The following is a 25,601-nucleotide window of genomic DNA, read 5'->3' on the forward strand; positions in this document are numbered from 1 at the left end:
CTCAAGTTTGTTTAATATTTTATAGCCTATAAAAATATATCATAAAAATGATTTTAATTTGTAGAACTTTGCCATTGTTCTAAAGCATATTTATTACCTAGCAATAAATATGGTCCAAATTCTTCTAATCTATATACTTTATTTATATCTTTATAATCACCAATCCCTTTTCTAACTATTAAATAATAAGGATCATCTTGTTCAAACTTTTTATTAAATTCATTAAGATTTTCAATTAGATCATAATGCTCTATACCCAGTTCTTTATGATGTATTGAAATATCTGTTTTAAAAGCATACTCATTTATTATTTCCCTACCTATATAATAGTGTAAAGACGGTTTAATTAATGCAAGTTCAGCAATCTCAGCATCTTTAGATATTCTAGTTTTTATCGCTTCTGACATATTTATTGATGGTTTTTGTAGCCAATTTACTATTGAGCTAAAAATAAAAGATGCAGATATGCTTAGAGCTAATCCTCCTAAGATTATTGTTTTAAGCATATAAGAAAAGTTATTCTTCTTATATAAGTATCTAAAACCAATAAAAGTTAATAAACTTATTAAGGCCACTAAATAAGCTAGCCATAAATTAGTTGGAATTCTATATGGAATGCCATACTCTACTGGATTAATATTTTGTTCACCTGCTACAACTATATTATTCCAATCTAAAAAAAGTATTACAGTCGGCACTAAAACTCCAGCCAAAACCAATATAAAAGTACTTAATGAAAAAATAGTCCAAAAAACTCTTTTTATTTTCTTTCCTAATTCTCTATCTAAACTAAAATTACTCCAAAAGTAGCCAACTAAAATCCCTAAAAAAGGATATATTGGGAAAATATAGTAAGGTAACTTAGTTGCTGCCAAGCTAAAAACTATCGTAGCTATAATACAAACAATAGATGAATATAAAGCCAATTTATCAAAGATAGTTCTTCTTTTTATAAACTCTTTTTTAAAACTCATCAATAACCCAGAAATAGCAAGAGCTATAAACGGCCCAGTAGTTGAAAATATAATACCAATATAAAAGAACACTCCTCCTAAGCCTGCAAAAATAGCTGTTCCTCCAACTAAACTTTCCGAGCTTCGATTAAAGATTTGCTGAACAAAAAAATCATTCCAAAACTTATATCCCATAGTATAGAAAACTATAAAATACCAGATATTAACTAAACAAAAAATTAATATTCCTACTGGAAAGTTAACCCTTTTTATAACATTCCATAGTTTATTCTGAATAAGTAAATATATTCCAACAGAAGGTAAAATAAATGCAATTCCAACTGGACCTTTTGCAAAAAAAGTTATCCCCATACAGGCCCATGAGAAATAGTACCACTTTCTATCATTAGGTACTTTTGATTCAGTACCAATAAAAAAGGTCAATAATGTTAAAGTAGTAAAAAGAGTTAATGTCATGTCTATCATGCTTGCTCTAGCCAACAGAACTGTCAAAGGCATAAAAGTAACAGAAGCAGAGATTATTAATGCTATTTTCTTATCTTTTAAAATTTTTATTAATAGAAAGTACATAGAAATAATTAAGAAAATACCACTTAGCGCAGCATGAAATCTCATCGCAAAAATTGTAGTACCAAATAAATAGATTGAAGCATTCATCAACCAGTAAAGTAATACCGGTTTTTCTAACCAATAAGTGCCATTATAAACAGGTAACAGAAAATCCCTTGAAGTATGCATATTCATCGCTACTGAAACATAATAGCCTTCATCCCTATCAAATAAAGGGGCATATCCTAATAGTGATAAATAAATAATAGTTATCAAAAGGATAAAAAATGGAAATGGTCTATTCTTTACAAAAAAATATATTTTCTTTAACACTTTTTTATGAGGCTACTCCAATAATTGTGGATATTATAAAGATTTTTTTATTAAAAAACTTGTAAAATTCTAAACAATCTCCACATATATTAAAATAAGGATTTAATAACCTAATAAAATAAACGAAAGGCATAGATTATGGAAAACATGAAAGGTACAACTATCTTATGTGTAAGAAGAGGAGATAAAGTTGTTGTAGGTGGAGATGGACAAGCAACTCTTGGACATACAATAGCTAAAGAAAATATTGTTAAAGTTAGAAAGTTGAATAATGGTAAAGTACTTACTGGTTTTGCAGGATCTACCGCTGACGCTTTTACACTTTTTGAGAAATTTGAACAAAAATTAGAGTTTTATCAAGGAAACCTAGAAAGAGCAGCTGTTGAAATGGTTCGTGAATGGAGACTTGATAGAATGCTTAGTAAACTTGAGGCAATGATAATAGTTGCTGATGAAAACCTATCTTTACTAATTTCTGGGGCTGGAGATGTTATGGCGGCAGATAAAAATAATATTATATCTATAGGCTCAGGCTCTACTTATGCTAGATCAGCAGCAACTGCATTAGTTGAAAATACAGATCTTACTGCTGAAGAAATTGTAAGAAAGAGTTTAACAATAGCAGCTGATACCTGTATATATACAAACCATAATTTCACTATAGAAAGCCTAGAGAATAAACAAAAAGGATAACTTTTTATGACACAAATAATGACCCCAAAAGCAATTGTTAATGAATTAGAAAGACATATTATTGGTCAAAATGATGCAAAAAAAGCTGTTGCAATTGCTCTTAGAAACAGATGGCGCCGTATGCAACTTAATGATGAAATGCGTCAAGAAGTTACACCAAAGAATATTTTAATGATTGGTCCAACAGGTGTTGGTAAAACAGAAATAGCTAGAAGACTAGCAAAGCTTGCTGATGCTCCTTTCATAAAAGTTGAAGCTACTAAATTTACAGAAGTTGGTTATGTTGGTAAAGATGTAGAATCTATAATACGTGACCTAGTTGAAATGGCTGTCAAAATGAAAAGAGAAGACGCTAAACAAAAAGTTGTAGAAAAAGCTACTAAATTAGCTGAAGAAAGAATACTAGATGTTTTAATACCTCCTGCTAGAGCTAGTGAATCTAAGCTTGGCTTTGCAAATGAACCAGCTCAAGATAGTGAATCTCGTAAAGAAAAAGAAAGTAAAACAAGAGAAGCTTTTAGAAAAAAAATTCAAAATGGTGAACTTGATGATAAAGAGATAGAAATTGAAGTTGCAGCTGCTCCTAAAACTATTGGTGTTATGGGACCTCCGGGTATGGAAGATATGACAAGTCAACTTCAAGACCTTTTTTCAAGCTTAAGCAGTGATAAAAAGAAAAATAAAAAGGTTAAAATAAAAGATGCTTTAAAACTTGTAAAAGATGAGGAAGCTTCCAAGCTTATTAATGAAGAAGATATTAGAGCTAGAGCTTTAGAGTCTGTTGAGCAAAATGGTATAGTTTTTCTAGATGAGATAGATAAAGTATGTAAAAAATCTAGTAACTCTGGAGCAGATGTTTCTCGTGAAGGTGTACAACGAGACTTACTACCTTTAGTAGAAGGCTCTACTGTTTCTACCAAATATGGAATGATTAAAACTGATCATATCTTGTTTATAGCTTCAGGAGCATTTCACATTGCTAAGCCTTCAGATTTAATACCTGAACTTCAAGGAAGACTGCCTATTAGAGTTGAGTTGAAATCTCTAGTCGTTGAAGATTTTGTTAGAATTCTTAAAGAACCTGACTGCTCTATACTAAAACAATATGTTGCTCTAATGGAAACAGAAGGTCTGAATTTAAATTTCGAGGAAAATGCTATAAATAGAATTGCTGATATCGCTTATAAGGTAAATGAAGAAATAGAGAATATAGGAGCTAGAAGGCTTCATACTGTAATGGAAAAACTATTAGAAGAGATATCTTTTGATGCTCCAGAGATCGAAGATAAGAATCTAAACATTACAGTAGAATATGTAAATGATAAGCTTGGAAAACTAGTTAAAGATAAAGATCTAAGTCAATATATTTTATAATTCTGTAGGTTCATCCTTTCTATCTTTTATCAATTGTGTGCTATATTTTTAATATATGGTATTTTATTTTCAAATAAAAATGATTAAAAAAATAGCTCTAATATCTAGTATAGCATTAGGAATAGTTAATATTTCTGAAGCTTGTACTGAAGTTTTTATTCATAAAGATAATGCTTCTGTTGTTGGAAGAACAATGGATTTTCCAATTAATATTGGGATATTTACTATTGGTTACAATAAAGGAGTACATCAGGTTTCTTCATATATGGATAAAGCTTACCCAGATTTAAAAGTTGCCGAATGGGATGTGAAATATCCTTTCATGGGAAGAGAAATTTTTAGCACAGGTTTATTAGTTGATGGTGCTAATGATCAAGGTTTATCTGCTTCTTTTCTTTATCTTCCAGGCACAGAGTATCCTAAATATGATCCCAGCAATAAAAAAGCAGTATTAAGTTTCTATGATTTAGTTAACTATACTCTTGCAACATCTAAAGATGTTAATGAAGCTCTAGAGAATATTTCTAAATATCAAATAATTTCAAGCTCAGTAGCTGTCGCTCCAGATATAGCATTAAAAGATGCTCCTTTACATTTCAGTTTAAGAGATAAGTTTGGAAACTCTGCTGTTATTGAATTTATAAATGGAAAAATAAATGTTTATAAAGGTGAAGAGGCTGGAAATGTTTTAACAAATTACCCTACACTACCAGAACAACTTAAAAATTTGTTAAATTATAATAGTTTAATTAACTATAATAAAGATGAGCAAAAAGCCAAGTTCGGAAATATTCCAGGATTTAAGCTTACAATTGAATCTTCATCGTTAAGAGATAATATTGCTTCAATGGTTGGCATTCCCGGTGACTATTCACCACCATCAAGATTTGTAAGAGCTACATATTTAGAAAAAAATGTGCCTGAAATGAGCTATCCTCAAGATTATAAATATATGATGGGACATATTTTAAATAGCGTAACAGTTCCTTACTCTCCAGAGCCCAACAGTACAGCTACGCAATGGCAAACAATAAAAGACCTTAATAGTAATACAATAAGTTATAAAAACATTCTATATTTATATAATGGAAAACTCATCGTTGCTGAGGGTAATGAGAATACTTATAACATAGATCAAATATTCTCAACAGGTCTAGAAACTATAGGTGCTAGTGGAAAGTTACAGAAAAAAGTAACGAATCCTCAAGATTATAATTATTATGCAATCGAAGCATTAGAAAAAGGCTTAAAAGTAGAGTAACTATATACAATCAAGCACTAACTCAATAAAAGAAATATATTCTATTCCAGAGTGTTTACTTAACCCTATCTGACAACTCCTATTGAATGTAACTCCTACATCACACCCTTCTATTTGTGGCTTTAAGCTTTCTAAACTACTAGAATTTAGCTCTGGTGTCGAAAAACCTTTATCTCCAGCAAAACCACAACAATAGATTCTCTCAGGAGAGATTATTCCATCATTACAACATAGCTCTAAAATTTGTAAATATTCCTCATTTAGATTTTGTTTTCTTGTAGAGCAATCAATATGTAAAGCTATTCTATTATATTTTTTATTAATACTATCTTTTGATAGATTTTCCAAAATAAAGCTGTTTATATCTACTATGTTTATTCCTTCGATCTTAGCAAAACTAGAGCATGAGCTATTATCAATAATTACTGCTTCATAATTATTCGAAATAATTGATTCCAATAAATTTTTAGACTTTTCTTGCTGTAGGCTATTACCTTTAGAATGATACATCTGCCCACAGCATTGTTTATTTAAATCTTTAGGATATTCGACTTCATAACCTAATTTTTCTAACACAAGCTGACTTGGATATTTATCATAGTTTCTACTACTAGCAAAAATTCTATTTGGACATGATGGTAATAATAAGACTTTTTTACTGCTGCCATTACTTGATGATACAAACTTAGCTTTTTGCACATCTGGCATATTTTCTAAATATACTGGAATAGATTTAAAATGTGTGTGCAGTGAACTAATTAATTTATATAAATTACTCTTCCCTAATACACTACCAGCTAAATTTCCGAATTGGACTTTCTGCTTAGCTGCTTTTATTTCTTTCTCATGATTTACTAGCTTATCTTGCTTAGGCTTTTGAGTTAATATAAATGCCCCAGTATCTATACTAACTGGACAAGAGGTCTTACATAAACTCGTAGTAGCACAAGTTTCAACTCCATAATAATCATATGTCTTTTGCCATTTGTCTTTTTCATGCCCTGTTAAGGAGTTTATCTTACGTGCTACTGAATTTCTTTGTCTTGGTGTAAAACTTAAATTTCTTGATGGGCAAACTGGTTCACAAAAACCACATTCCATACATTTATCTATTTCAGGATGGACAGAATCAAATTCTTTCAGATTTTTAGTATGGAGAGTATTATCTTTAGTAAGTTTAACATCTGGGTTAAATATATTCTTAGGATCAAATAATCTTTTGATTTGCCACATGATATCCCAACATTTCTCACCCCATTCTACTATAGCAAACGGAGAAATATTTCTTCCACTACCATGCTCTGCTTTTAATGAACCATTGAATTTCTTTGCAACAAGTTCTGTCAACTCATGCATAAAATTATCATAATTTAGAATTTCTTCTTTATTGTTAAAGCTTGGAGTAAGAACAAAATGAATATTTCCAGCTAGCACATGCCCAAAAATAGCAGCATTATTATAAGAATACTTTTTAAACATTTCTTTGACATCAGCTATAAGCATTGGCAGTTTCTCTATTTCTACAGCTATATCTTCTATCAATACACTAGAACCTAAAGGTCTTTGCCCTGCTATAGTTGGTAAAACCCCACTCCTAGCTTTCCATATAATCTGCATTTCTTTAGCATTTTGCTTAAATCCACTCTGATAAATAATATTTGCTTTAGAAATAAAGCTATTAACTATATCTAATTTAGACTCTAAGCTTTCTTTGCTATCTTCAGCTAACTCAATCATGATCGCCGCATAGCTTTCATCTTTTAATTCAATCAGATATGGCTCTAACTCTTTTTGATCAGCTACAGATTTTAAAGATAAATAGTCTAAAAGTTCTATAGAAGAAATATTATATGGCTCGATCTCTACAGTTAAGTTAACTAAATCTTCTAATTTTCCATATATTAAGTTTAGTGCTTTATACTTATAATCTGGAACCGTATTTAAAGTAACAGAACTAACAAATCCTAAAGTACCTTCTGAACCAATTAATAATCTCTCTATAATTTTTATCGGATCTTCAAATTCTAAAAAAGCATTTAGACTGTAGCCACTAGTATTTTTGATAGAAAACTTCTTTTTTATAAATTTAACAATATTCTCATCATTTATGATTTCTTTACGGATTTTAACTAAACTGTCTATAAACTCTTTTTTATCATTTTTAAATTTATCAATACTTAGCTGATTAGCTGTATCTAATATACTTCCATCTGCAAAAACTATTTGCATTGAATCTATAGTTGAATATGTATTTTTAGCTGTACCACAGCACATTCCACTAGAGTTATTTGATACAATACCACCTATTTTTGCAGTATTAATTGAGCCTGGATCTGGGCCAATTTTCCTAGTATATATTTTTAAATATTTATTAGCTTCTGCACCTATAATACTTGGCTCTAATTTTATTTTTTTACCATCATCATAAATTTCATAATTTAACCAACTATTTGAAGCAAGCATCACTAAAACTTGATCAGTTACAGCCTGTCCAGAAAGACTCGTTCCAGCTGCTCTAAACGTTAGTTTAATATCATATTCAGAAGCTAGCTTTATTACTTCTTGAACTTCTTTTTCAGTATTTACAATTAAAACTAGCTTAGGCACCATTCTATATAAACTCGCATCTGTAGAATATGCATAGCATAATACTTCATCTTCTATTACTCGTTTCTTATCTAAAAAGCTTAAAACTTTAGACTTAAAATTTTCTAACATTAGTCTTAACCATAATCAAAAATGACATAGAATTATGGAGAAATTATACAGAAGATATATCTAAAGCTTAAAATTTATTTAACAAGACAATAACTAGCTTTAAAATTCTATAATGTCTAATTCATCAGCTCTTATATTTATGCTAAAATATAAACTATCTTTTTATTAATTTTCGGCTTTATTAATCATGAAAATAAATTTTTGTGCTGGACCAGCTGTTTTACCTACTTCTGTTATAAAAGAATTACAACAAATGTTAATCGATTATAAAAATACAGGGGTTTCCTTACTTTCTATCTCTCATAGAGATAAGGTATTTGATGAGGTGCATGCTTCTATACAAACAAACTTAAGAAAACTTCTGAATATTCCTTCAGATTATTCTATTTTACTTATGCAAGGAGGAGCAACTGCTCAGTTTTCAGCTATTCCAATGAATTTAGCTGGTAAACATAATAGAGCTCTTTACCTTTGCACAGGGATCTGGTCTGAAAAAGCAGCTAAAGAAGCTAAAAAATTTATTAATGTAGAAACAACTACTCAAAACAATATATCACTTAAAGAACCTTGTGATTATATTTACTATACAGATAATGAAACTGTTGATGGCTATCAAGTTAAAGAACTTGCTAAATCTTGTGACACTCCTTTAGTTTGTGATGTTTCATCAAGTTTTTTATCAAAGCCTGTCAATATTTCTAACTATGGTTTGATTTATGCTGGTGCTCAAAAGAATGCTGGTATTCCTGGAGTTACAATTGTAATTATTAAAGATTCTCTTATTCAGAAAAAAGAAAATATTCCTATAGTCTTTGATTATGATTTAACTAAAAAATCTGATTCTGTTTATAACACTCCTTCTGTTATATCTTGGGTAACTTTTGAGCTTATATTAAATTATTTACTAGAGAAGTTTGGCACTTTAGAAAAAGTCGCTGAATTTAATCAAGAAAAAGCTGAATTACTTTATAATGCTATCGATAACTCTAATATTTATGTAAATAATATAGATGAAAAATATCGCTCTAATATGAATGTAATATTTCAGCTAAAATCAGAAGAGCTAACTAAGAAATTCTTAAAAGAAGCAGATGAAAGAGGTTTTTATGGTTTAAAAGGTCATCGTAATGTTGGTGGTTGTAGAGCAAGTCTTTATAATGCTGTTTCTTTAGCAGATGTCCAAGCATTAGTAGCATTCATGAAGGAGTTTGAGAATGCTCAACTCTAAAATAATAACTGTAGATGGTCCTAGTGGCGTTGGTAAAGGAACTTTATCTAAAAAATTAGCTAAACACTTTAATTTCAAGCTACTTGATAGTGGCTCTATATATAGAATAGCTGCTTTACACTGCTACAATGCTGGAGCAAATTTAGATAGCGAAACAGATGTATGCAACAAGTTAGACTCTCTAGATATCTCATTTAAGGTAGAGGATGATTTTATAATAGTCCTTTTAAATGGTAAGGATGTAACTAAAGATATTCGTACTGAACAAACTGGGATGCTTGCTTCTAAAACATCTGCTTACCCAAAAGTTCGTCAAATGCTACATGATAAAATGTTATCTTTTGCTACTGAACAAGGTCTTGTAGCAGATGGAAGAGATATGGGTACAGTAGTTTTCCCAGAGGCTAAATATAAATTCTTCTTAGATGCTAGTTCAGAAGTAAGAGCTCAGAGAAGATATGATGAGCTAACTACAAAAGGTGAAAAGCCTGATTTTGATAAAATAAAAAAAGATATTGAGCAAAGAGACTATCAAGATAAAAATAGAAAAGTTGCTCCTTTAAAACCAGCTGATGATGCTATTTTAGTTGATACTAGCAACTTATCTATAGATGAAGTTTTTAAACAAGTTCTAAATAGTATTAACAGTCTTTAATTTCTCCACACCAGCAACATAAAATATCACAACCATTTGGACCTGATATTACAGAGTGTATTGAATTTATTGGATTGATGAAAAAATCTCCAGATACAAACTCTCCTCTCTCATCAGACATAGATCCTTTCATAACATAAACCCATTCGACATCCGGATGCATATGTTTACTTAACTTAACTTTAGGTTCTAATCTTATAAAATCTATTTGGAAATTTCTTTGGTCATCCCTTGCTAAAAGTTTTTTTGAAATTCCCACCTTAAAAGTCTCTAATTCTATATCTTTTATATTTATTTTCATTTTTTACTCTTTTGTTATAAGCAATCAATTTATTTTACTTTATCATACACCCAAATAGCTTTATAATTACACGACTAAGAAAGAAATTTCTATCTAAAATGTCTAAAGACAACTCTCTAAATAAAAAACTAAATAAAATTATTACTGAAACAAATGGGCTTTCAGTATTTAATACTCTAGAACTACTTTGTTATGAAGACTTAGATAATCAAGAGTCTATATGTATTAAGGATTTTATTAAGAAATTAAAGCTTTTTAATAATGATGAATTAGATATAGAAGAGTTATTACACCATCCTGTTGGAACAGCTTTTTATGACTTCTTTAAAAATTTTCCTCTTAAGTATCATGAAGAGCACATACATTTGACAGGCTCATTATCAGCTGAATTTATTTATCCTCGCCTCAAAAAATTACTAGAAGGAAAAAGTGGTGATGTTTATAGTCAAAAAATTAAAAATATCTATGGAGAAAATGCTTTACCTATAAACTCTGTAAAAGATATTGAAAAGCTAATTGTATTAAAAGATGGTGAAAAATTTTCAAGATATCTAGATCTACTATACCTAGCGAAGATTATTCTCAATACAAAGCAAGACCATATTGATGCAGCCTATCACATGGCAAATGAACTTTATCATAAGTATAACGTTGGTAGTATTAGGCTAAAATTCACGCTATCACGCTCTACTAGTGATGAAAAAGAAAGTATTCTCAATGAAGACTTAGCAACAGAAGAAGATGTTGTTTTAGGACTTTATGAAGGATTTGAAAATTTCAGAAAAGAACATCCTGATTTTAGTTATGTACTTTCACCATCTTTTAGAAAAGAAGCAAGCTTCTTTGACAACATTAAATTCAAAACAAAAAAAGAAAGTTTTGAATATCAAGTAAATTATCTAATTGAGATATTAGAAAAATATTCTTTTCTACAAAATGTTATGAAAGATATTGATACTGTTGGTGATGAAAAAAATATCTATAAAAAAGCTCATTTTGAGACACTTAAACAAGGTGTTAGAAAGCTACAGTATTATGGTTTTAAGATCCGTTCTCACCATGGTGAAACATTTCATACTCTAAAAAAAGGTGTACAAGCAGTAGATAATGCCCTAAATATCTGGAATATAGATACTCTAGAGCATGGTTTATCAATTGGGATAAATCCAAATTATTACTTTCAACGATTACTGCAAAAAGTATTAAAGCTTAATCAATCATTACAACCACTAGATCCAAAATCTATGGAGTTTAGAGAGATAGAGGAAATACCATGGAATGAAAATAACTCAACTATTAGAGATAAAATAATAAATGGAATAAAACTAAACGAAGAAGAAATTCTAGAATTTACAAAAATAAAATTTCATACTTCTATAGAAATAGAAAGATATCAACACGATGTTCTAAATAGGATAATAAGCAAAAATATAGGCGTAGTTGGACTTCCATCATCAAACCTAAAGCTAACAACTGCAATTCCAGACTATAAAGACCACCCTTTTAGTTGGTGGGAAAAGAAAGGGATAAAGCTAGGTATTGGTACTGATAATTATATAACTCTAAATACTAACTATATTAGAGAAATGCTTATCATCCTATTCTCTGATGCTTATAGTTTAAAAATAACAAAATTACTTATGGTTGCATGTAAAGAAAATAGAAGAGCATATATTAGTAATCTATTGTGGAAGATGAATAAGAAATAATCAGAAAATTAAGCTAAATCACTTAATGCTTTTTCAACTCTAACTTTATAATCTCTATCAGCTTTATTGAATTGCTCTAACATTAGTTCCTGAACCTCTGCTGTAGCATGAATTAATCCCTCAGCAATATTATTAGCTAACTGATTCTTCTGAGACTCATCCATCAATCTATAAAGATCTCCTACTTGAGAATAGTTATCTTCATCTTGAGCATCATAGTAATCAATATCTCCTAAAATTTCTAAAGGAGGCTCTTTATACTCTGGTATCTCAATAGGGCTATCAGAATGAGCATTAGGATAGAAATTAGGGATTTCATTCTGTGAAACATTAAGAGCTGTTCCTGCCATTGCTCCATCACGCTGATAATTATGCATTGGGCATTTTGAAGCATTCACAGGTAAATGACTAGCATTCACTCCTACTCTATATCTATGAGCATCTTGATAAGCTAAAAGTCTTGCTTGCAACATTTTATCAGGAGATATACCAACACCTGGAACTAAATTATTTGGTGCAAAAGTAGCTTGTTCTACTTCAGCAAAGTAATTATTAACATTACGATTTAGCTCTAAAACACCTATTTTCTGTAATGGAAAATCTTTATGTGACCAAACTTTTGTTAAATCAAAAGGATTAACATAATATTTTTTAGCATCTTCCTCTGTCATAACTTGTAGATTCACATCCCACTTAGGATAATTACCATCTTTAATCGCATCAAACAAATCTTTTTGTGCGCCAAAGCTTGGTTGTTTTGCTGCTTCCTCATTTGTGAAATTATCAATTCCTTGCTGAGTTTTAAAGTGCCATTTCACCCAAAAACGATTACCTTCAGAATCATACAAACTAAGAGTATGTGAACTAAACATATGCATATGTCTATAACTTCTTGGAATCCCACGATCTGACATCAAAATAGTCATTTGATGTAAAGATTGAGGATTCTTTGACCAAAACTCATACATTGCAGCAGGATCTGGCAAGTTAGTTTGAGGATTCTTTTTCTGAGAGTGAATAAAATCAGGAAACTTACTAGGATCTCTTAAGAAGAATATAGGAGTATTATTACCTACCAAGTCAAAATTACCTTGTTTAGTATAAAACTTAATGGCTGTACCACGAGGATCTCTAGCATAATCACTAGAGTCTTGACCACCACCTACAGTAGAAAAGCGCACGAAAACTTCTGTTTGCTTCCCTTTACCTATTAAAAAATCAGCTATAGTTAAATCTGATAAGTCCCTTTCCAGAGTAAAAGTACCATATGCGCCAGTTCCTCTAGCATGAACAACCCGCTCAGGGATTCTCTCACGATTAAAGTGTGCTAACTTTTCAAATAATCTGAAGTTATCAAATGTAAGTGAACCATGCTTACCTGCACTAATACTAGTATTATCATCAGGTATTGGAGCACCATTTGCAGTAGTTAATATCTTTTCCATATATTCCTCTTTATTAATTAGTATCCAACCTTTAGAACACTTCCATTAGCTACACCAGCAACGGCTTTTAAATAAGCATTGGCTACTTTTTCTGCCTCTACTGGTTCATAACCAACAAAGAAAGGACCATAAGATTCTAAGGCTTCTTTAACAACAGTTGGGCTAACAACATTTATACGAAAGTTTTTATACTCTAAGCTTGCTGCTTTAACAAATGCTTCAATCGCTCCATTTACAGTAGCTGCTACTGTCCCTAAAGCAATTGGTTCAACATTTAAAATTCCAGTAGTTAACGTAAATGACCCACCTTCTTTAATATAGTTTGCTCCGATTTGGACTAAATTAATCTGACCAAGTAGTTTATTTCTAAAGCTAAAATTCCAATCTTCTTGTGAAAGATTAACAACAGGCTTGAAAGCAACTTTACCAGTAGTTGATACTAAAGCATCAAATTGACCAATCTTTTCAAAGAATTTTTTTATAGAATCTACATCTTCAATATCAATAACATGAGAATTATTGCCACCGCTATATGTGGCTGGTATTACTTCATAACCAGCATCAATAAATTTTTTATATGTAGCAGAGCCAATAACGCCACTTGCGCCAATAAGAACTATTTTCTTAGACATTTTTGACTCCTTAAGTTCTTATTTAGCTTCTAAATATTTTAGAATGTTTTCTGGTGAGCTTTCTCCATATGGATCATCATTAGCATTGTCTCTTTTACCTGGCTCAACAAAGAACTTCTCAATCTGACCATTATTAACGATCATTGCATATCTCCAAGATCTTTTACCAAAGCCAATGTTACTTTTATCAACCAACATTCCTAAAGCATCTGTAAATTCGCCATTACCATCTGGAATTGGCTTAATATTTTTTATTTTTTGATGCTCAATCCATTTATTCATAACAAACGTATCATTTACAGATAAAACATAGATTTCGTCAATTCCAAGCTCTTTGAAACGTGCAGCATTATTTTCAAAACCTGGTAATTGATAAGTTGAGCAAGTTGGAGTAAACGCTCCAGGTAATGAAAAAACGATTACTTTCTTGTTATCAAAAATTTCTTTTGTTGTAAGATCTTGCCATTTAAACGGGTTAGATCCACCAATACTTTCATCTCTTACTCTTGTTTTAAAAGTTACGTTAGGTACTTTTTTATTTTCCATTTTATTTCTCCTTTTAGTTATATAACTACAATGGTTACATAAACCATTATATTCTTTATGTTCTTGTTGTAAAATAGATTAAATTTATAAAACCCATAAACTTAAATTATATGAACACAAGAACACTTGAATATATTTTAGCAGTCTATGAAACTCAAAGCTTTATTACAGCATCAGAAAAGTGTTTTGTGAGTCAGCCTGCTCTTAGTATGCAGATAAAAAAGTTTGAAGATTCTCTAGATATACAGATATTTGAAAGAAATAGCAAAAGTATTATTCCCACAAAAATTGGTGAAGAAGTTATTAAGCAGGCTTATAAAATCTTAGAAGAGGTAAAAAACTTAAAAGATTTAGTAAGCTTACATTTAGAGAATGGAAGAATAAATGTTTCTATCGGAGTAATTCCAACACTAGGCCCTTATCTTATGCCAAACATACTTCCACCTATAAAAGCTAAAATACCAAACATTAGTATGTCTATAGTTGAGGAAAAAACTGATACTCTAATAGATATGCTGGAACATGGAAAACTAGACTTTGCAATACTAGCAGATGATATAGAAAATAGAAATTTTGTTACCAAAAAACTTTTTAAAGATAATTTTTGTTTAGCTGTTTCTACTGACAACCTTTTGTCTAAAGGCAAAGATCTATCTGTAACAGATATTCAAGAACAAAATTTAATGCTTCTTGATGAGGGCCATTGCATGGGTGATCAAGCTTTAGAATTTTGTTCAACAAATCGCCTATCTTATAACAATAATTTTAGAGGAAGTAGTTTAGAAACGCTTAGACAAATGGTTTCAGTTGATGAAGGCATAACATTTATACCTAAAATAGCTCAAACAAAAACATCTAAAGTAAAATATATAAAGATTAAAAACTCTGACTTTCATAGAAATATTTACTTAGTTATGAGAAAAAGCTCTACTTATAGCACCTTATTTAAAGAACTATCTAAAATTATTTCTGATAATCATAATTAAATTTAATTCATAATTTTTCATATATATATAAATTTGATACTTTTCTGCCATAAAAAAGCCTTAATCATAAATAAGGAACATATAGTATTAAACTTGTAAGAACAAAAAGGAGAAAAGATATGAGAAAAATAGCATTAATATTAACAGCAATATTAGCATTTAGTGCCACTACTATTAATATAACCTACGCAATGGGACATAATAGTGATCCCCAAGCAAGAAAACAACTTTAATAAAATACTATCTATTCTTAGCATCTGTGCTTTCAAAAATTTTATCTGCTGATTTAGCTACAAAACCTTGATATAACTTTCCATTTTCATCAGGGTAACGTTTAGCAAACTCATAATAACAGCAAGGTATAGTTTTCTTTCCTTCTATAAATTTAACCTCTGCCTCACCTGAGACAGTACTTGATTGTTCTAAATAGTCTGCAGGAGTTCCTTTTATTTCTCCTCCTGAAGAGTTTAATACAAATCCATTAGATTTAAGGAAATCATTAACCTCAGAAACTTCATTAAAATGTTTAAGGTCATTTATAAAAACAGTGAAATGATTAGCTCTAAATCCAAACACATAAAACCAAGCAGCATATTCAGATTCTTCTAAAAGCTTCTGATAAGTTTTATAGCTTATATAACTCCAACTAGCGCCAGATGTTAGCAATGCTTCAGGATCTTTTATTAAACTGCTAGGTATTGCCTCAACACAAGCTTTCATAGTCTTTTGTAGAAATGGACTAAATTTACTAACTAATAGCTGACTTATAAATACTTTAGGTTCATTATGATCTTCATGTTCTAAATGTATTGCTTTTAATTTTTTAACCTCAAAATCATAGTGGCCACAAACTTTATATCCTTTATCTATAAATGGCTTTGCTAAAACATTTATATCTATCTTAGGATCATCTAAAGTTCTTAAAGCAATATGATCATTAATTGGCTTCTCGCCTTCTTCTACAAATAAATCATGAATCTGTTTAACATGAGGGTTTGTCTTAACATATTGTTCCCAAAGCTTACCTAAAACTTTAATACTCATAATTAATCCTCCAGATTAAATTTAATTCCTTGAGCTAGTGGCAAATCTTTACCATAGTTAATAGTATTAGTTTGCCTTCTCATATATGCTTTCCAAGCATCTGATCCAGCCTCTCTACCACCACCAGTATCTTTTTCTCCACCAAAGGCTCCTCCTATTTCAGCTCCAGAAGTTCCTATATTCACATTAGCAATACCACAATCACTCCCAGCTGCTGAAAGGAATCTCTCTGCATTTTGTAAATTATCTGTAAAGATAGAGCTAGAAAGTCCATAATCAACAGAGTTGTTAATCTCTATCGCTTTCTCTATAGTTTCAAAAGGCATAATATAAAGAATTGGACAGAAGTTCTCTTCTTTAACAATATCCATACTATTATTTGCTTCAATAATTGTTGGCTCGACAAAGAACCCCTCTTTATCTAATACTTTTCCACCAACTAGAAGTTTGCCACCCTGTTTTTGTGCTTCATTAACTGTACGAGCAAAGTTTTTAACGGAATCCTGATCAATTAATGGTCCCATTAGATTTTTCTGATCAAGAGGATCTCCTACTTTAACTTGCTTATATGCATTTACCATTTTTTCTTTTACTGTCTCATAAATCGACTTATGGACTAATAATCTACGAAGAGTAGTACAACGTTGCCCAGCTGTTCCAACCGCTCCAAAAACCGCTCCTGGTATAGCTATTTTTAGATTTGCAGTTTCATCTAAGATAGCAGCATTATTACCACCAAGTTCTAATATACATTTACCTAAACGACTAGCTACTTGTTCTGCTATTTGTTTTCCAACTTTAGTAGAGCCTGTAAATGACACAAGATTTACTCTTCTATCGTTTACCATTGCTTTAGATACTTCTATCTCTTTTGAGATCACAGTATAAAACACATCTGGATAGCCATGCTCTTTAATAACTTTTTTACAAATATTTTGAACTGCAATAGCACATAAAGGCGTTTTCTCAGAAGGTTTCCAAATAACTGTATTACCGCAAATTGCAGCAACAAAAGCATTCCATGACCAAACAGCAACAGGAAAGTTAAAAGCAGAAATAACTCCAACAATTCCTAACGGGTGCCACTGATCATACATCCTATGTTCAGGACGTTCCGAGTGCATAGTTGAGCCATATAACATACGAGATTGACCAACAGCAAAATCTGCCATATCAATCATTTCCTGTACTTCGCCATCACCTTCTTGCTTAGATTTTCCCATTTCTAGAGAAACTAAAGTGCCTAACGAGTCTTTATTTTTACGTAACTCTTCACCAATCAAGCGAACTAACTCACCACGTTTTGGAGCTGGGTATTTACGCCACTCTAGAAAAGCTTCTTTAGCTTTATTAATAGCAGCTTCCATGTCAGTTAAATTTTCGTTTTTAACTTTAGCTAATAGTTTTCCATTTGCTGGATTAAAAGTTTCTATAGAATCAGAAAATTGGTTTTTAAGTTTTTCCAAACCCATTCCTAATTTAGCTATTTCATACATAATAGATCACCTTAGTTATTTTTTAATATTTAAACTGCTTGAACAAGTAAGCCCTCATTCTCATAATATTTACCAAAACGATTATTATAGAAATCTTTCAAAGTAATAGATTCTTGATTTACAAAACCTTTTGGAAAGTAGTTATTTAATACTAGATCAATTGTTACACACAAGCTTGTTGCTGTTGTCATCTGTAAAGCAGAGAAATGTTTTTCGTACATTTTTCTTGATGGAAATTTTTGAGCGTAGTGCCTTTCAGCTCTTACTCCTTTACGAATACCATCTACGGAAACATATATAAGTACTATATCTTGGTTTATTCTTGGTATCGCATTTTCCATTATTTTTACCATTAGATTTAGATCACTTCCTAATTTCATATCCTCCATTAAGAATTTCATCTTTTCGCAATGACCAGGATGTCTAATACTTTTATAATTTATATTTTTCACCTTACCTTTATATGTCTCTATCATTGAGCCAATACCACCAGAAGTATTAAAAGCTTCATAAGTTAGACCATCAATTTTTATTTCTTCTACATCTGCTAATGGTGCTAGAACTCTCTCTTGTCCATCCACAACACCATTACATGGTTTTGCATATTCATTAACTAAGCCTTCAGTTGACCAGGTTAAACCATACTGTAAAGTGTTTGATACGTTTAAAGGTAAAGCTCCCACTCTCATTCGAACAGTATCTACAGAATCAAATTCTTGCATAAGGTGATTTGTAACTATACTTATAAATCCTGGAGCTAATCCACATTGTGGAGCAAAGATTGCATTAGATTTTTGTGATAACTCTCTAATTATATTAGTAGTTTCAACATCCTCTGTTAAATCAAAATAATTAACTTCAATTTCTTTAGCTAATTTTGCTATTTCCGTATTACAAAAAAATGGAAGACAAGAGACAATCGAGCCTATCTGATTATTTTTTATATATTCAGTTATTTCTTGTTTGTTATTAGCATCTAATTCTATATATATTAAATTATCTTTATGTTTATCTAATTTAGGCTTACTATGTGGAATAACCCTATCTGCTAAATGAATGATATAACTGCCTGACTCAACTAGTAGACAACTTGCTAAAGTCCCAACTCTACCAGCACCTAAAACTAATAAATTTTGCATAGAGAATCCCTATATCAGTAAAGGTATATAATCCATTCTATAGTGGAAAGCTCTCTTATAAAAGAATTATGCGCTTTAAATAGGAATAAATAAGAAAAATTTAAAAGGTTACTATAGTTCTAATATTGTTATGCATTTCTTCAAAGCCTTTATTAATATCATCTATTTTAATGTTTGATGTAATTAATTTATCTATATTAATTCTGCCATCCATATACCAATCAACTATTTCTGGCACATCTGTACGACCTCTCATTCCACCAAAGGCTGAGCCTTTCCAAGTTCGACCTGTAACTAGCTGAAATGGTCTTGTGCTTATTTCCTCTCCTGCTCCAGCCACTCCGATTATGACACTTTCACCCCAACCTTTATGAACACACTCAAGGGCTTGCCTCATTACTTTTACATTTCCTATACACTCAAAGCTATAGTCAGCTCCTCCACCAGTCAGTCTCACTAGATGGCTAACTAAGTCTTCATCTATTTCATTAGGGTTTACAAAGTCTGTCATACCAAACTTGGCTGCTAAATTTTTCTTAGCATTATTTGTATCAACTCCGATTATTTGTCCAGCTCCAACCAGTTTTGCTCCTTGGATTACATTAAGACCAATACCACCTAGACCGAATACCACCACGCTAGAACCTGCTTCAACATTTGCCGTTTTGACTACGGCACCAACACCTGTGGTAACTCCACAACCTATATAGCAAACCTTATCTAATGGTGCATCTTTTCTTATCTTAGCTACAGCTATCTCTGGTAATACTGTATAGTTTGAAAAAGTTGAGCAACCCATATAATGAAAAATTTCTCGTCCATCAGAGCTTGAAAATCTACTTGTTCCATCAGGCATTAAACCTTTACCTTGTGTCTCTCTTATAGCTTGGCATAAGTTAGTTTTAGGATTTAGACAATACTCACAATTTCTACATTCTGGAGTATATAAAGCTATTACATGATCACCAGGTTTAACACTAGTGACATTCTTGCCAACCTCAACAACTACTCCTGCTCCTTCATGCCCTAATATAGAAGGAAAGAGTCCCTCAGGATCTCTACCAGAAAGAGTGTAAGCATCTGTATGACAAATACCTGTTGCTTTGATCTCGATAAGAACTTCATTGTCTTTAGGTAATGAAACATTCACTATCTCTATTGATAATGGAGCTTTTGCTTCCCATGCTACTGCTGCTTTTGACTTGATCATAATGAAAAAAATAACTTTAAAATATTATCAAATATTAACAAAGTTATTTTTATTTAATAGTAATTTCTAGTAGAAAATAAGTAGATGTGATTTATTTTAAATAATCTATTTTTTTAATTTTCCAAGTAAAGAAAAAATTAAAGATCCAACAAATAGCACGATAAATATAATAAAAACAATTTTTGCAAGAGTTGCAGCAAGCCCTGCTATTCCAGAAAAACCAAAAAGTGCAGCTACTATTGCTACGACTAAAAATACAAGTGTCCAATATAACATAATCCATTCTCCTCTCTTTTATTTTTGTAAATATTTTCAATAAAAATAGTTTAATGTTATGAAAATTATATCATTGCCAATTTTTTTGTCAATATTTGACAAAGCATATGACAAAATAAAAAGTAGTGATTAATTTAAATTTCCCAGCCAGTTACTTCATAGCCTTTTTTCTTTAAGCAAATTTCTATAAACTTTTGATCCGAATCATCTGACCCTAAATCTTCCCAGGCATATACACTAGCAAAACTTCCTCCTTTAAGAGCTGTTGCAAGAGCCGCAGTACTACTGACAACTCCCAAAGCTATTTGACCACCACTAACTTCTTGTTGATCTGCTAATTCTTTACATTCTGCTATATCTTTATCTCTTTGCTCTTTGCTAGTATTTTTATAAACATCATTAGGATAGAATTTAGGCTGTATACTACAACCAGAAACAACAATTGCTAATATTATAAAAACTAAAAATTTACTTCTATTCATATTTCCATCTCCTATCTAAAAAAGATTATCATCAAATTGGATGGTAATTATAACCTTTGCTAATTTAGTAGTATGTATACAAAAATAAATATCACCTATTCATTTTTTTGAAACTGCTCAAGCTCTTCTAAAGCAGCAAACCATTCAACTTCAACTTCTTCTATCCTTGCTTTTAGATCTGAATGCTCTAATAAAGTTTTTTGAAGCTTTTCTTTATTATTATATAACTCTTCATCTTGCAGCAAAATTTCCATCTCAGAATTTCTCTTTTGTAGACTAGCTAAATTCTTTTCTAGTTTTTTAACTCTATCCTGAATTGGTTTTAGTTGCCTTCTCTCATTCGCTGAGAGTTTACGACTTTCTTTTTTCTCGACATTATTCTTATTTTGTTGAGGTGCATTTTCAGACTTCTTAACTTCTAGAATATATTTATAATAATCTTTCATATCACCATCAAATGGTCTGACTTTGCCCTCACCAACAAGCATATATTCATCAACTGTAGACTCTAATAGAAATCTATCATGCGATACAAGTATTATTGCTCCTTGGAAACTCTGTAAAGCAACTGTCAAAGCCTCTCTGACTCCAATATCTAAGTGGTTTGTTGGTTCATCTAGTAATAAGAAATTAGGCTCTTGGTAAACTATCATCGCTAAAGCTAACCTTGCTTTTTCTCCACCTGAAAAAGTTCCTACTTTAGCTAATGCTTTGTCACCAGTAAAATTAAAACTGCCTAAAAATGTTCTTAGTTTTTCTTGAGTAGCTTTAGTATCTAATCTTTGCATATGTAATAATGGACTAGCTTGCATATCTAACATATCTAATGAATGCTGCGAGAAATAACCAATTTTAAGATTAGGATGCTTTTCTATTTTGCCTGAAAGGATAGATATCTCGCCAATCAACGACTTAATCAATGTCGACTTACCAGCACCATTTAGGCCTAAAAGCCCTATTCGCATATCATTATAAATATTTAAGCCAACATTATCTAATATGACTTTATTGCCATAACCTAGCTCAGTATTTTGTAAACTAACTAATGTCCCACCTAAATGCTCTTTTGTTTGCTTAAACTCAAAACTAAATTCTGAATCAGCTTTAACAGATTCTATTCGCTGAATTTTATCAAGCATCTTAATACGACTTTGAGCTTGCTTTGCTTTAGTTGCTTTTGCTTTAAAACGATTAATAAAACTCTCTAAGTGCTCTATGTGTTTTTGCTGTTTCTCAAAATGCTTTTGCTGAAGAACTTTTTGCTCATAAGATTGTTTCTCATACGATGAGTAATTACCTGTATATGTATCTATATTTTTACTCTCAATATGAAAGATTTGCTTAACAACATTATCAAGAAAAATCCTATCATGTGAAATAAGTAATAAAGAGCCTTTATACTCTTGTAGATATTGCTCTAACCATAAGACTGCATCTAAATCTAAGTGGTTTGTAGGTTCATCCAGCAATAGGATATCTGACTCTTGCAAAAGTGCTTGAGCAAGATTTAATCTTATCTGCCACCCACCAGAAAGCTCTTTTACAGATTGATCTTGTTGCGCAGTTGTAAAGCCTAATCCTGATAAAAGCTTACCTGCTTGAGACTCTATAGAATATCCGCCTAATGACTCATACTCCTCATGATATCTAGAGTATTCAACGAAATCCTCACTTGCTAAAGCCTCTACCATATTATGTTTTAAAGTCTTTAAAGACTCTATACCATTTACAACATAGTCAATCACCTTAGCATCAAAATCATCAACTTCTTGCTTGACTGTAACTATACGAGTATTCCTAGCAATCTCAATATCACCTTTATCCGCTGAGATATTGTGTTGTATTAAGTTAAATAAAGTAGTTTTGCCAGTACCATTTTTACCAACCAAACCTATCTTCTGATTTGGAAATATAGAGAAGCTTACATCATCAAAAAGCTCTTTTACCTCTACTTGGTAAGATACATTCTTAAAGAAAATCATTAGTTTTAATATAAATATTTAATTATGTAAATTATATACGTTAAGTGTTTATATAAAAGAGGTTTAGAAAATATAGCTTACTGATTTAACTTATTTAATAATGCTAGATAGAAAAAACAGATAATATAAGCGATAACTGTTCCAAAATTAATGCCCAAAATTGGATACAGCCAATAGATTAGTAAATCATATATTATTAAAATAGATACGCCATATGAAAAATGCTTAAGTACGCCTGGGTAAAGCTGGTCTTTGTAACTGAATATCAAAACTGTAGTTACAGATGTAAGCATAACTGGAAAGGATGAAAATACTCCAGCCCACTCATGACCAACAGAGCGCGACACCCCTGTTATCAATAGAACCAATGAGGAAACAAGAGTAACTCTAAATGAGATAATCATAATCTTATTAGTTGGTTTTAACTTAGTCTTCCCAGTAATGCGTTTGTTATCTGGCACATGTCTAAAGAAAAAGATACTCACTATCATTGAGAATAAGAAAATAATAAAGCCTGATAGTAAATTAAGGTGTAATGATGTAATCCCATAGCCACTAATAAAATAAACAACAAATCCAACAACAAGTGCGCTAATCGTGTTTAAAAATCGTTGATTAATAAATAACTTGCCGCCTAGATAAAATCCCATAGTAAATATAAGAGTACTAGTGAAACCAGCAAGTGCATAAGGCATAGAATCAATCAAAAACTGTAAGCCATTTTCTCTAGCATAGAAATATGTAAAAACACCAACGCTTAAGGGCAAACCCGAACACAAGCCACCCAGTCTAGGGCTTTTTTCAGAAATATAGATAAGCCCCAATACCATTAGCACTGACAGTATTATCTTGATAGCTATTAACATCATATATAGAGTCTCCTCTTACAAACTCTAATCTCCCCACGAAATATACTCTGTGAGTTTACACTATTTGGTATTTTTATAAATGATATTCGTTTAGCCTGTCATGTTATAATCATAAAAGTTTATATTTGCAGCAATTAAATAAATGAAAGATGTAATAATTATCCTATTCAACGACTTTGAAACTCTAGATGTATTTGGACCAGTTGAAATATTGGGAAGCTTTAAAGAACATTTCAAACTTGAATACTACTCTCTTGAGGGTGGAAATATTCTTAGTAGTCAAAATGTCTCAATAGCTACTAAGAAACTCTCTGAAATCAACTCAAAGGATTATATATTATTTGTACCGGGTGGTATGGGTACTCGTGAGCTAGTTAATGATGTTAAGCTAATAAATAAACTTACAGAATTAGCAAAAAATGCTGAATATATAATAACTGTGTGTACTGGCTCTAGTCTCTTCTGCAAAACTGGTTTACTAGATGGTAAAAGAGCAACTTCAAACAAAAAAGCTTTTACTTGGACAAAATCTCTAGCGCCTAATGTCTCTTGGGTACAAAAAGCTAGATGGGTAAAAGATGGCAATATCTACACAAGTTCTGGAGTAAGTGCTGGTATAGATATGACGTTAGGGTTTATATCAGATCTACTAGGTTATGAAGTAGCTAAACAAAAAAGTATAGATATTGAGTATGAGTGGAAAGAAGATTCTAGTTATGATCCTTTTTCGGAAATATACTATTAAAATATTTCCAAGACCTCATCAAACTGAGGCTTTTTAATATTCCAAAAAATAATATTTGCTCCTATATAATCCTTATTAAAATTATATAATTCTTTAACTGTAAACTTTCTATTTGTCTTTGGATTTGTATAAGTATAATCAGGTTCTTGAACAGCTATAGTTACTATATCAAGCTTTGATTTATATTTATTAAAAAATGGATAACTATTTTTCATCTGCCCCTTTCTATATGGCACTGTATCTGGGTTTCCTACCCCAATATTACTTTCTAAAGCCATATTAAATATTTTCTCCATATAACCATGATCATTATTCCACTCACATGGTAAAAAGTTAATATACTGAACAATATAACTATCTGGAAAAGCTTTCTTTACAGCCTTTATATTACTTATTACAGAGTCTACATACGTACTACAGAAATCTTCTGTTATATACTTTTCTTCTATATCTACAGATGTCTCTGGTAAGTTAATACCTTCTACCTTTCCATTAAACTTTTTACCTAATTGATATATTAGCTTTTGGAATCTTTCTCTGACTTTAGTGTTCCATTGTTTTGTTACCCAACCAGCTCCTATAGGTTGACCCTCTCCTGCAAAATCTACTTGCTCTTGAATACCATAATCATATTCTTTTGTCCGTAAATAGTCTGGTACTGGTATTCTATTTATCTCAAATGTTTTGTCTTGTAACTGGATGAATAATTTTTTATTTAACTTTGACAGTTCTTTATAATCACTTTCTATATCTGAAAAATTATAATTATCCTTAGATGGCTCAAGTTTTCTCCAAGAATAAATTATTTGCACTCCTTTAACTTGAGGATGATTTATATCATTTAAGTGTTCTTTAACTGAATCACCATCTAAAAATAAATAGAGCTCTGGATCTTTTGTATAACCTAAACTTACTCCAAAAACAAAAATTATTATGCAAATTATTTTTTTCATT

General features: G+C 31.0%; 23 protein-coding genes. 8 read left to right on the forward strand and 15 right to left on the reverse strand.

Annotated features, from left to right (window positions below):
* Positions 1-53: 53 nt before the first annotated feature.
* Complete coding sequence (locus KX01_RS07655; protein WP_071664424.1) at positions 54-1,856, reverse strand: ArnT family glycosyltransferase; 1,803 nt, start codon at positions 1,854-1,856, stop codon at positions 54-56.
* A gap of 138 nt (positions 1,857-1,994) precedes the next feature.
* On the opposite strand from KX01_RS07655, the gene hslV reads away from it, so the two are divergent.
* The 3 genes from hslV to KX01_RS07670 all read left to right on the forward strand — a co-directional run bounded on the left by hslV (position 1,995) and on the right by KX01_RS07670 (position 5,184).
* A complete protein-coding gene (hslV, locus tag KX01_RS07660) occupies positions 1,995-2,549 on the forward strand; it encodes an ATP-dependent protease subunit HslV (protein ID WP_071664425.1) in 555 nt (184 codons plus the stop codon).
* A 6-nt stretch (positions 2,550-2,555) separates the two neighbouring features.
* The gene (gene hslU, locus KX01_RS07665; protein WP_071664426.1) at positions 2,556-3,923 is read left to right on the forward strand and encodes an ATP-dependent protease ATPase subunit HslU; all 1,368 of its coding nucleotides are present in this window, start codon (positions 2,556-2,558) and stop codon (positions 3,921-3,923) included.
* Positions 3,924-4,002: 79 nt separating this feature from the next.
* Positions 4,003-5,184: a linear amide C-N hydrolase gene (locus KX01_RS07670; RefSeq protein WP_071664427.1), complete on the forward strand. Its 1,182-nt coding sequence runs from the start codon at positions 4,003-4,005 to the stop codon at positions 5,182-5,184.
* Here the strand turns inward: KX01_RS07670 and KX01_RS07675 are convergent, their stop codons facing one another.
* Positions 5,185-7,902 (reverse strand): FAD-binding and (Fe-S)-binding domain-containing protein, encoded by a 2,718-nt coding sequence (locus KX01_RS07675; RefSeq protein ID WP_071664428.1) that lies wholly within the window; start codon positions 7,900-7,902, stop codon positions 5,185-5,187.
* 187 nt (positions 7,903-8,089) lie between these two features.
* Between KX01_RS07675 and serC the strand changes: the two genes are divergently transcribed.
* Positions 8,090-9,130 (forward strand): 3-phosphoserine/phosphohydroxythreonine transaminase, encoded by a 1,041-nt coding sequence (serC, locus tag KX01_RS07680; RefSeq protein WP_071664429.1) that lies wholly within the window; start codon positions 8,090-8,092, stop codon positions 9,128-9,130.
* On the forward strand, positions 9,117-9,785 hold the full coding sequence (gene cmk, locus KX01_RS07685; RefSeq protein ID WP_071664430.1) for a (d)CMP kinase: 669 nt from the start codon (positions 9,117-9,119) through the stop codon (positions 9,783-9,785). The genes serC and cmk overlap by 14 nt, the downstream gene beginning before the upstream one ends.
* Here the strand turns inward: cmk and KX01_RS07690 are convergent.
* On the reverse strand, positions 9,772-10,086 hold the full coding sequence (locus tag KX01_RS07690; protein WP_071664431.1) for a cupin domain-containing protein: 315 nt from the start codon (positions 10,084-10,086) through the stop codon (positions 9,772-9,774). The genes cmk and KX01_RS07690 overlap by 14 nt on opposite strands.
* 98 nt (positions 10,087-10,184) lie before the next feature.
* Between KX01_RS07690 and KX01_RS07695 the strand changes: the two genes are divergently transcribed.
* Positions 10,185-11,795, forward strand: a complete 1,611-nt coding sequence (locus KX01_RS07695; protein WP_071664432.1) for an amidohydrolase family protein — start codon at positions 10,185-10,187, stop codon at positions 11,793-11,795.
* An 8-nt stretch (positions 11,796-11,803) separates the two neighbouring features.
* On the opposite strand, the gene KX01_RS07700 is transcribed toward KX01_RS07695, so the two are convergent.
* From KX01_RS07700 to KX01_RS07710, 3 genes are read right to left on the reverse strand one after another with little or no spacing between them, the layout of a single operon-like run.
* Positions 11,804-13,240: a catalase gene (locus KX01_RS07700; RefSeq protein WP_071664433.1), complete on the reverse strand. Its 1,437-nt coding sequence runs from the start codon at positions 13,238-13,240 to the stop codon at positions 11,804-11,806.
* A 17-nt stretch (positions 13,241-13,257) separates the two neighbouring features.
* Entirely contained in the window at positions 13,258-13,872 is a 615-nt protein-coding gene (locus KX01_RS07705; protein WP_071664434.1) for a short chain dehydrogenase, read from the reverse strand.
* An 18-nt stretch (positions 13,873-13,890) separates the two neighbouring features.
* Complete coding sequence (locus KX01_RS07710) at positions 13,891-14,418, reverse strand: peroxiredoxin (RefSeq protein ID WP_071664435.1); 528 nt, start codon at positions 14,416-14,418, stop codon at positions 13,891-13,893.
* A 110-nt stretch (positions 14,419-14,528) separates the two neighbouring features.
* Here KX01_RS07710 and oxyR point away from each other — a divergent pair, with 110 nt between their 5' ends.
* A complete protein-coding gene (oxyR, locus tag KX01_RS07715; protein WP_071664436.1) occupies positions 14,529-15,404 on the forward strand; it encodes an oxidative stress transcriptional regulator OxyR in 876 nt (291 codons plus the stop codon).
* A gap of 240 nt (positions 15,405-15,644) precedes the next feature.
* Here the strand turns inward: oxyR and KX01_RS07720 are convergent, their stop codons facing one another.
* From KX01_RS07720 to KX01_RS07755, 8 genes are all read right to left on the reverse strand, one after another.
* Complete coding sequence (locus tag KX01_RS07720; protein WP_071664437.1) at positions 15,645-16,448, reverse strand: DUF1338 domain-containing protein; 804 nt, start codon at positions 16,446-16,448, stop codon at positions 15,645-15,647.
* A 2-nt stretch (positions 16,449-16,450) separates the two neighbouring features.
* Positions 16,451-17,944 carry an L-piperidine-6-carboxylate dehydrogenase gene (amaB, locus tag KX01_RS07725; protein WP_071664438.1) on the reverse strand — a complete coding sequence of 498 codons (1,494 nt, stop codon included), beginning with the start codon at positions 17,942-17,944 and terminating at the stop codon, positions 16,451-16,453.
* Between the two features lie 29 nt (positions 17,945-17,973).
* Entirely contained in the window at positions 17,974-19,083 is a 1,110-nt protein-coding gene (locus KX01_RS07730; protein ID WP_071664439.1) for a saccharopine dehydrogenase family protein, read from the reverse strand.
* 100 nt (positions 19,084-19,183) lie between these two features.
* On the reverse strand, positions 19,184-20,296 hold the full coding sequence (locus tag KX01_RS07735) for an S-(hydroxymethyl)glutathione dehydrogenase/class III alcohol dehydrogenase (protein ID WP_456297737.1): 1,113 nt from the start codon (positions 20,294-20,296) through the stop codon (positions 19,184-19,186).
* Between the two features lie 102 nt (positions 20,297-20,398).
* Positions 20,399-20,569 (reverse strand): DUF1328 domain-containing protein, encoded by a 171-nt coding sequence (locus KX01_RS07740; RefSeq protein WP_071664441.1) that lies wholly within the window; start codon positions 20,567-20,569, stop codon positions 20,399-20,401.
* A 134-nt stretch (positions 20,570-20,703) separates the two neighbouring features.
* Complete coding sequence (locus KX01_RS07745) at positions 20,704-21,051, reverse strand: hypothetical protein (protein WP_071664442.1); 348 nt, start codon at positions 21,049-21,051, stop codon at positions 20,704-20,706.
* Positions 21,052-21,146: 95 nt separating this feature from the next.
* Positions 21,147-23,033 (reverse strand): ABC-F family ATP-binding cassette domain-containing protein, encoded by a 1,887-nt coding sequence (locus KX01_RS07750; protein WP_071664443.1) that lies wholly within the window; start codon positions 23,031-23,033, stop codon positions 21,147-21,149.
* 77 nt (positions 23,034-23,110) lie between these two features.
* Positions 23,111-23,902 (reverse strand): MFS transporter, encoded by a 792-nt coding sequence (locus KX01_RS07755; RefSeq protein ID WP_071664444.1) that lies wholly within the window; start codon positions 23,900-23,902, stop codon positions 23,111-23,113.
* Positions 23,903-24,044: 142 nt separating this feature from the next.
* On the opposite strand from KX01_RS07755, the gene KX01_RS07760 reads away from it, so the two are divergent.
* Positions 24,045-24,647, forward strand: a complete 603-nt coding sequence (locus tag KX01_RS07760) for a DJ-1/PfpI family protein (protein ID WP_071664445.1) — start codon at positions 24,045-24,047, stop codon at positions 24,645-24,647.
* Here KX01_RS07760 and KX01_RS07765 read toward each other — a convergent pair.
* Positions 24,644-25,600: a hypothetical protein gene (locus KX01_RS07765; protein WP_083578918.1), complete on the reverse strand. Its 957-nt coding sequence runs from the start codon at positions 25,598-25,600 to the stop codon at positions 24,644-24,646. The two genes, KX01_RS07760 and KX01_RS07765, sit on opposite strands and share 4 nt — an antisense overlap.
* Between the last annotated feature and the right edge of the window lies 1 nt (position 25,601).

The sequence above is a fragment of the Francisella frigiditurris genome (assembly GCF_001880225.1).
Taxonomy (GTDB): Bacteria; Pseudomonadota; Gammaproteobacteria; order Francisellales; family Francisellaceae; genus Francisella; species Francisella frigiditurris.

Bases quoted from the DNA above. Each gene is read 5' to 3' on its own strand.
- KX01_RS07730 (WP_071664439.1), bottom strand. From the start codon at position 19,083: ATGCAAAATTTATTAGTTTTAGGTGCTGGTAGAGTTGGGACTTTAGCA.
- cmk (WP_071664430.1), top strand. From the start codon at position 9,117: ATGCTCAACTCTAAAATAATAACTGTAGATGGTCCTAGTGGCGTTGGT.
- KX01_RS07720 (WP_071664437.1), bottom strand. From the start codon at position 16,448: ATGAGTATTAAAGTTTTAGGTAAGCTTTGGGAACAATATGTTAAGACA.
- KX01_RS07670 (WP_071664427.1), top strand. From the start codon at position 4,003: ATGATTAAAAAAATAGCTCTAATATCTAGTATAGCATTAGGAATAGTT.
- KX01_RS07700 (WP_071664433.1), bottom strand. From the start codon at position 13,240: ATGGAAAAGATATTAACTACTGCAAATGGTGCTCCAATACCTGATGAT.
- KX01_RS07695 (WP_071664432.1), top strand. From the start codon at position 10,185: ATGTCTAAAGACAACTCTCTAAATAAAAAACTAAATAAAATTATTACT.
- KX01_RS07745 (WP_071664442.1), bottom strand. From the start codon at position 21,051: ATGAATAGAAGTAAATTTTTAGTTTTTATAATATTAGCAATTGTTGTT.
- KX01_RS07740 (WP_071664441.1), bottom strand. From the start codon at position 20,569: ATGTTATATTGGACACTTGTATTTTTAGTCGTAGCAATAGTAGCTGCA.
- KX01_RS07690 (WP_071664431.1), bottom strand. From the start codon at position 10,086: ATGAAAATAAATATAAAAGATATAGAATTAGAGACTTTTAAGGTGGGA.
- KX01_RS07750 (WP_071664443.1), bottom strand. From the start codon at position 23,033: ATGATTTTCTTTAAGAATGTATCTTACCAAGTAGAGGTAAAAGAGCTT.
- hslV (WP_071664425.1), top strand. From the start codon at position 1,995: ATGGAAAACATGAAAGGTACAACTATCTTATGTGTAAGAAGAGGAGAT.
- KX01_RS07765 (WP_083578918.1), bottom strand. From the start codon at position 25,600: ATGAAAAAAATAATTTGCATAATAATTTTTGTTTTTGGAGTAAGTTTA.
- serC (WP_071664429.1), top strand. From the start codon at position 8,090: ATGAAAATAAATTTTTGTGCTGGACCAGCTGTTTTACCTACTTCTGTT.
- KX01_RS07755 (WP_071664444.1), bottom strand. From the start codon at position 23,902: ATGATGTTAATAGCTATCAAGATAATACTGTCAGTGCTAATGGTATTG.
- KX01_RS07705 (WP_071664434.1), bottom strand. From the start codon at position 13,872: ATGTCTAAGAAAATAGTTCTTATTGGCGCAAGTGGCGTTATTGGCTCT.
- KX01_RS07710 (WP_071664435.1), bottom strand. From the start codon at position 14,418: ATGGAAAATAAAAAAGTACCTAACGTAACTTTTAAAACAAGAGTAAGA.
- KX01_RS07760 (WP_071664445.1), top strand. From the start codon at position 24,045: ATGAAAGATGTAATAATTATCCTATTCAACGACTTTGAAACTCTAGAT.
- KX01_RS07675 (WP_071664428.1), bottom strand. From the start codon at position 7,902: ATGTTAGAAAATTTTAAGTCTAAAGTTTTAAGCTTTTTAGATAAGAAA.
- hslU (WP_071664426.1), top strand. From the start codon at position 2,556: ATGACACAAATAATGACCCCAAAAGCAATTGTTAATGAATTAGAAAGA.
- oxyR (WP_071664436.1), top strand. From the start codon at position 14,529: ATGAACACAAGAACACTTGAATATATTTTAGCAGTCTATGAAACTCAA.
- amaB (WP_071664438.1), bottom strand. From the start codon at position 17,944: ATGTATGAAATAGCTAAATTAGGAATGGGTTTGGAAAAACTTAAAAAC.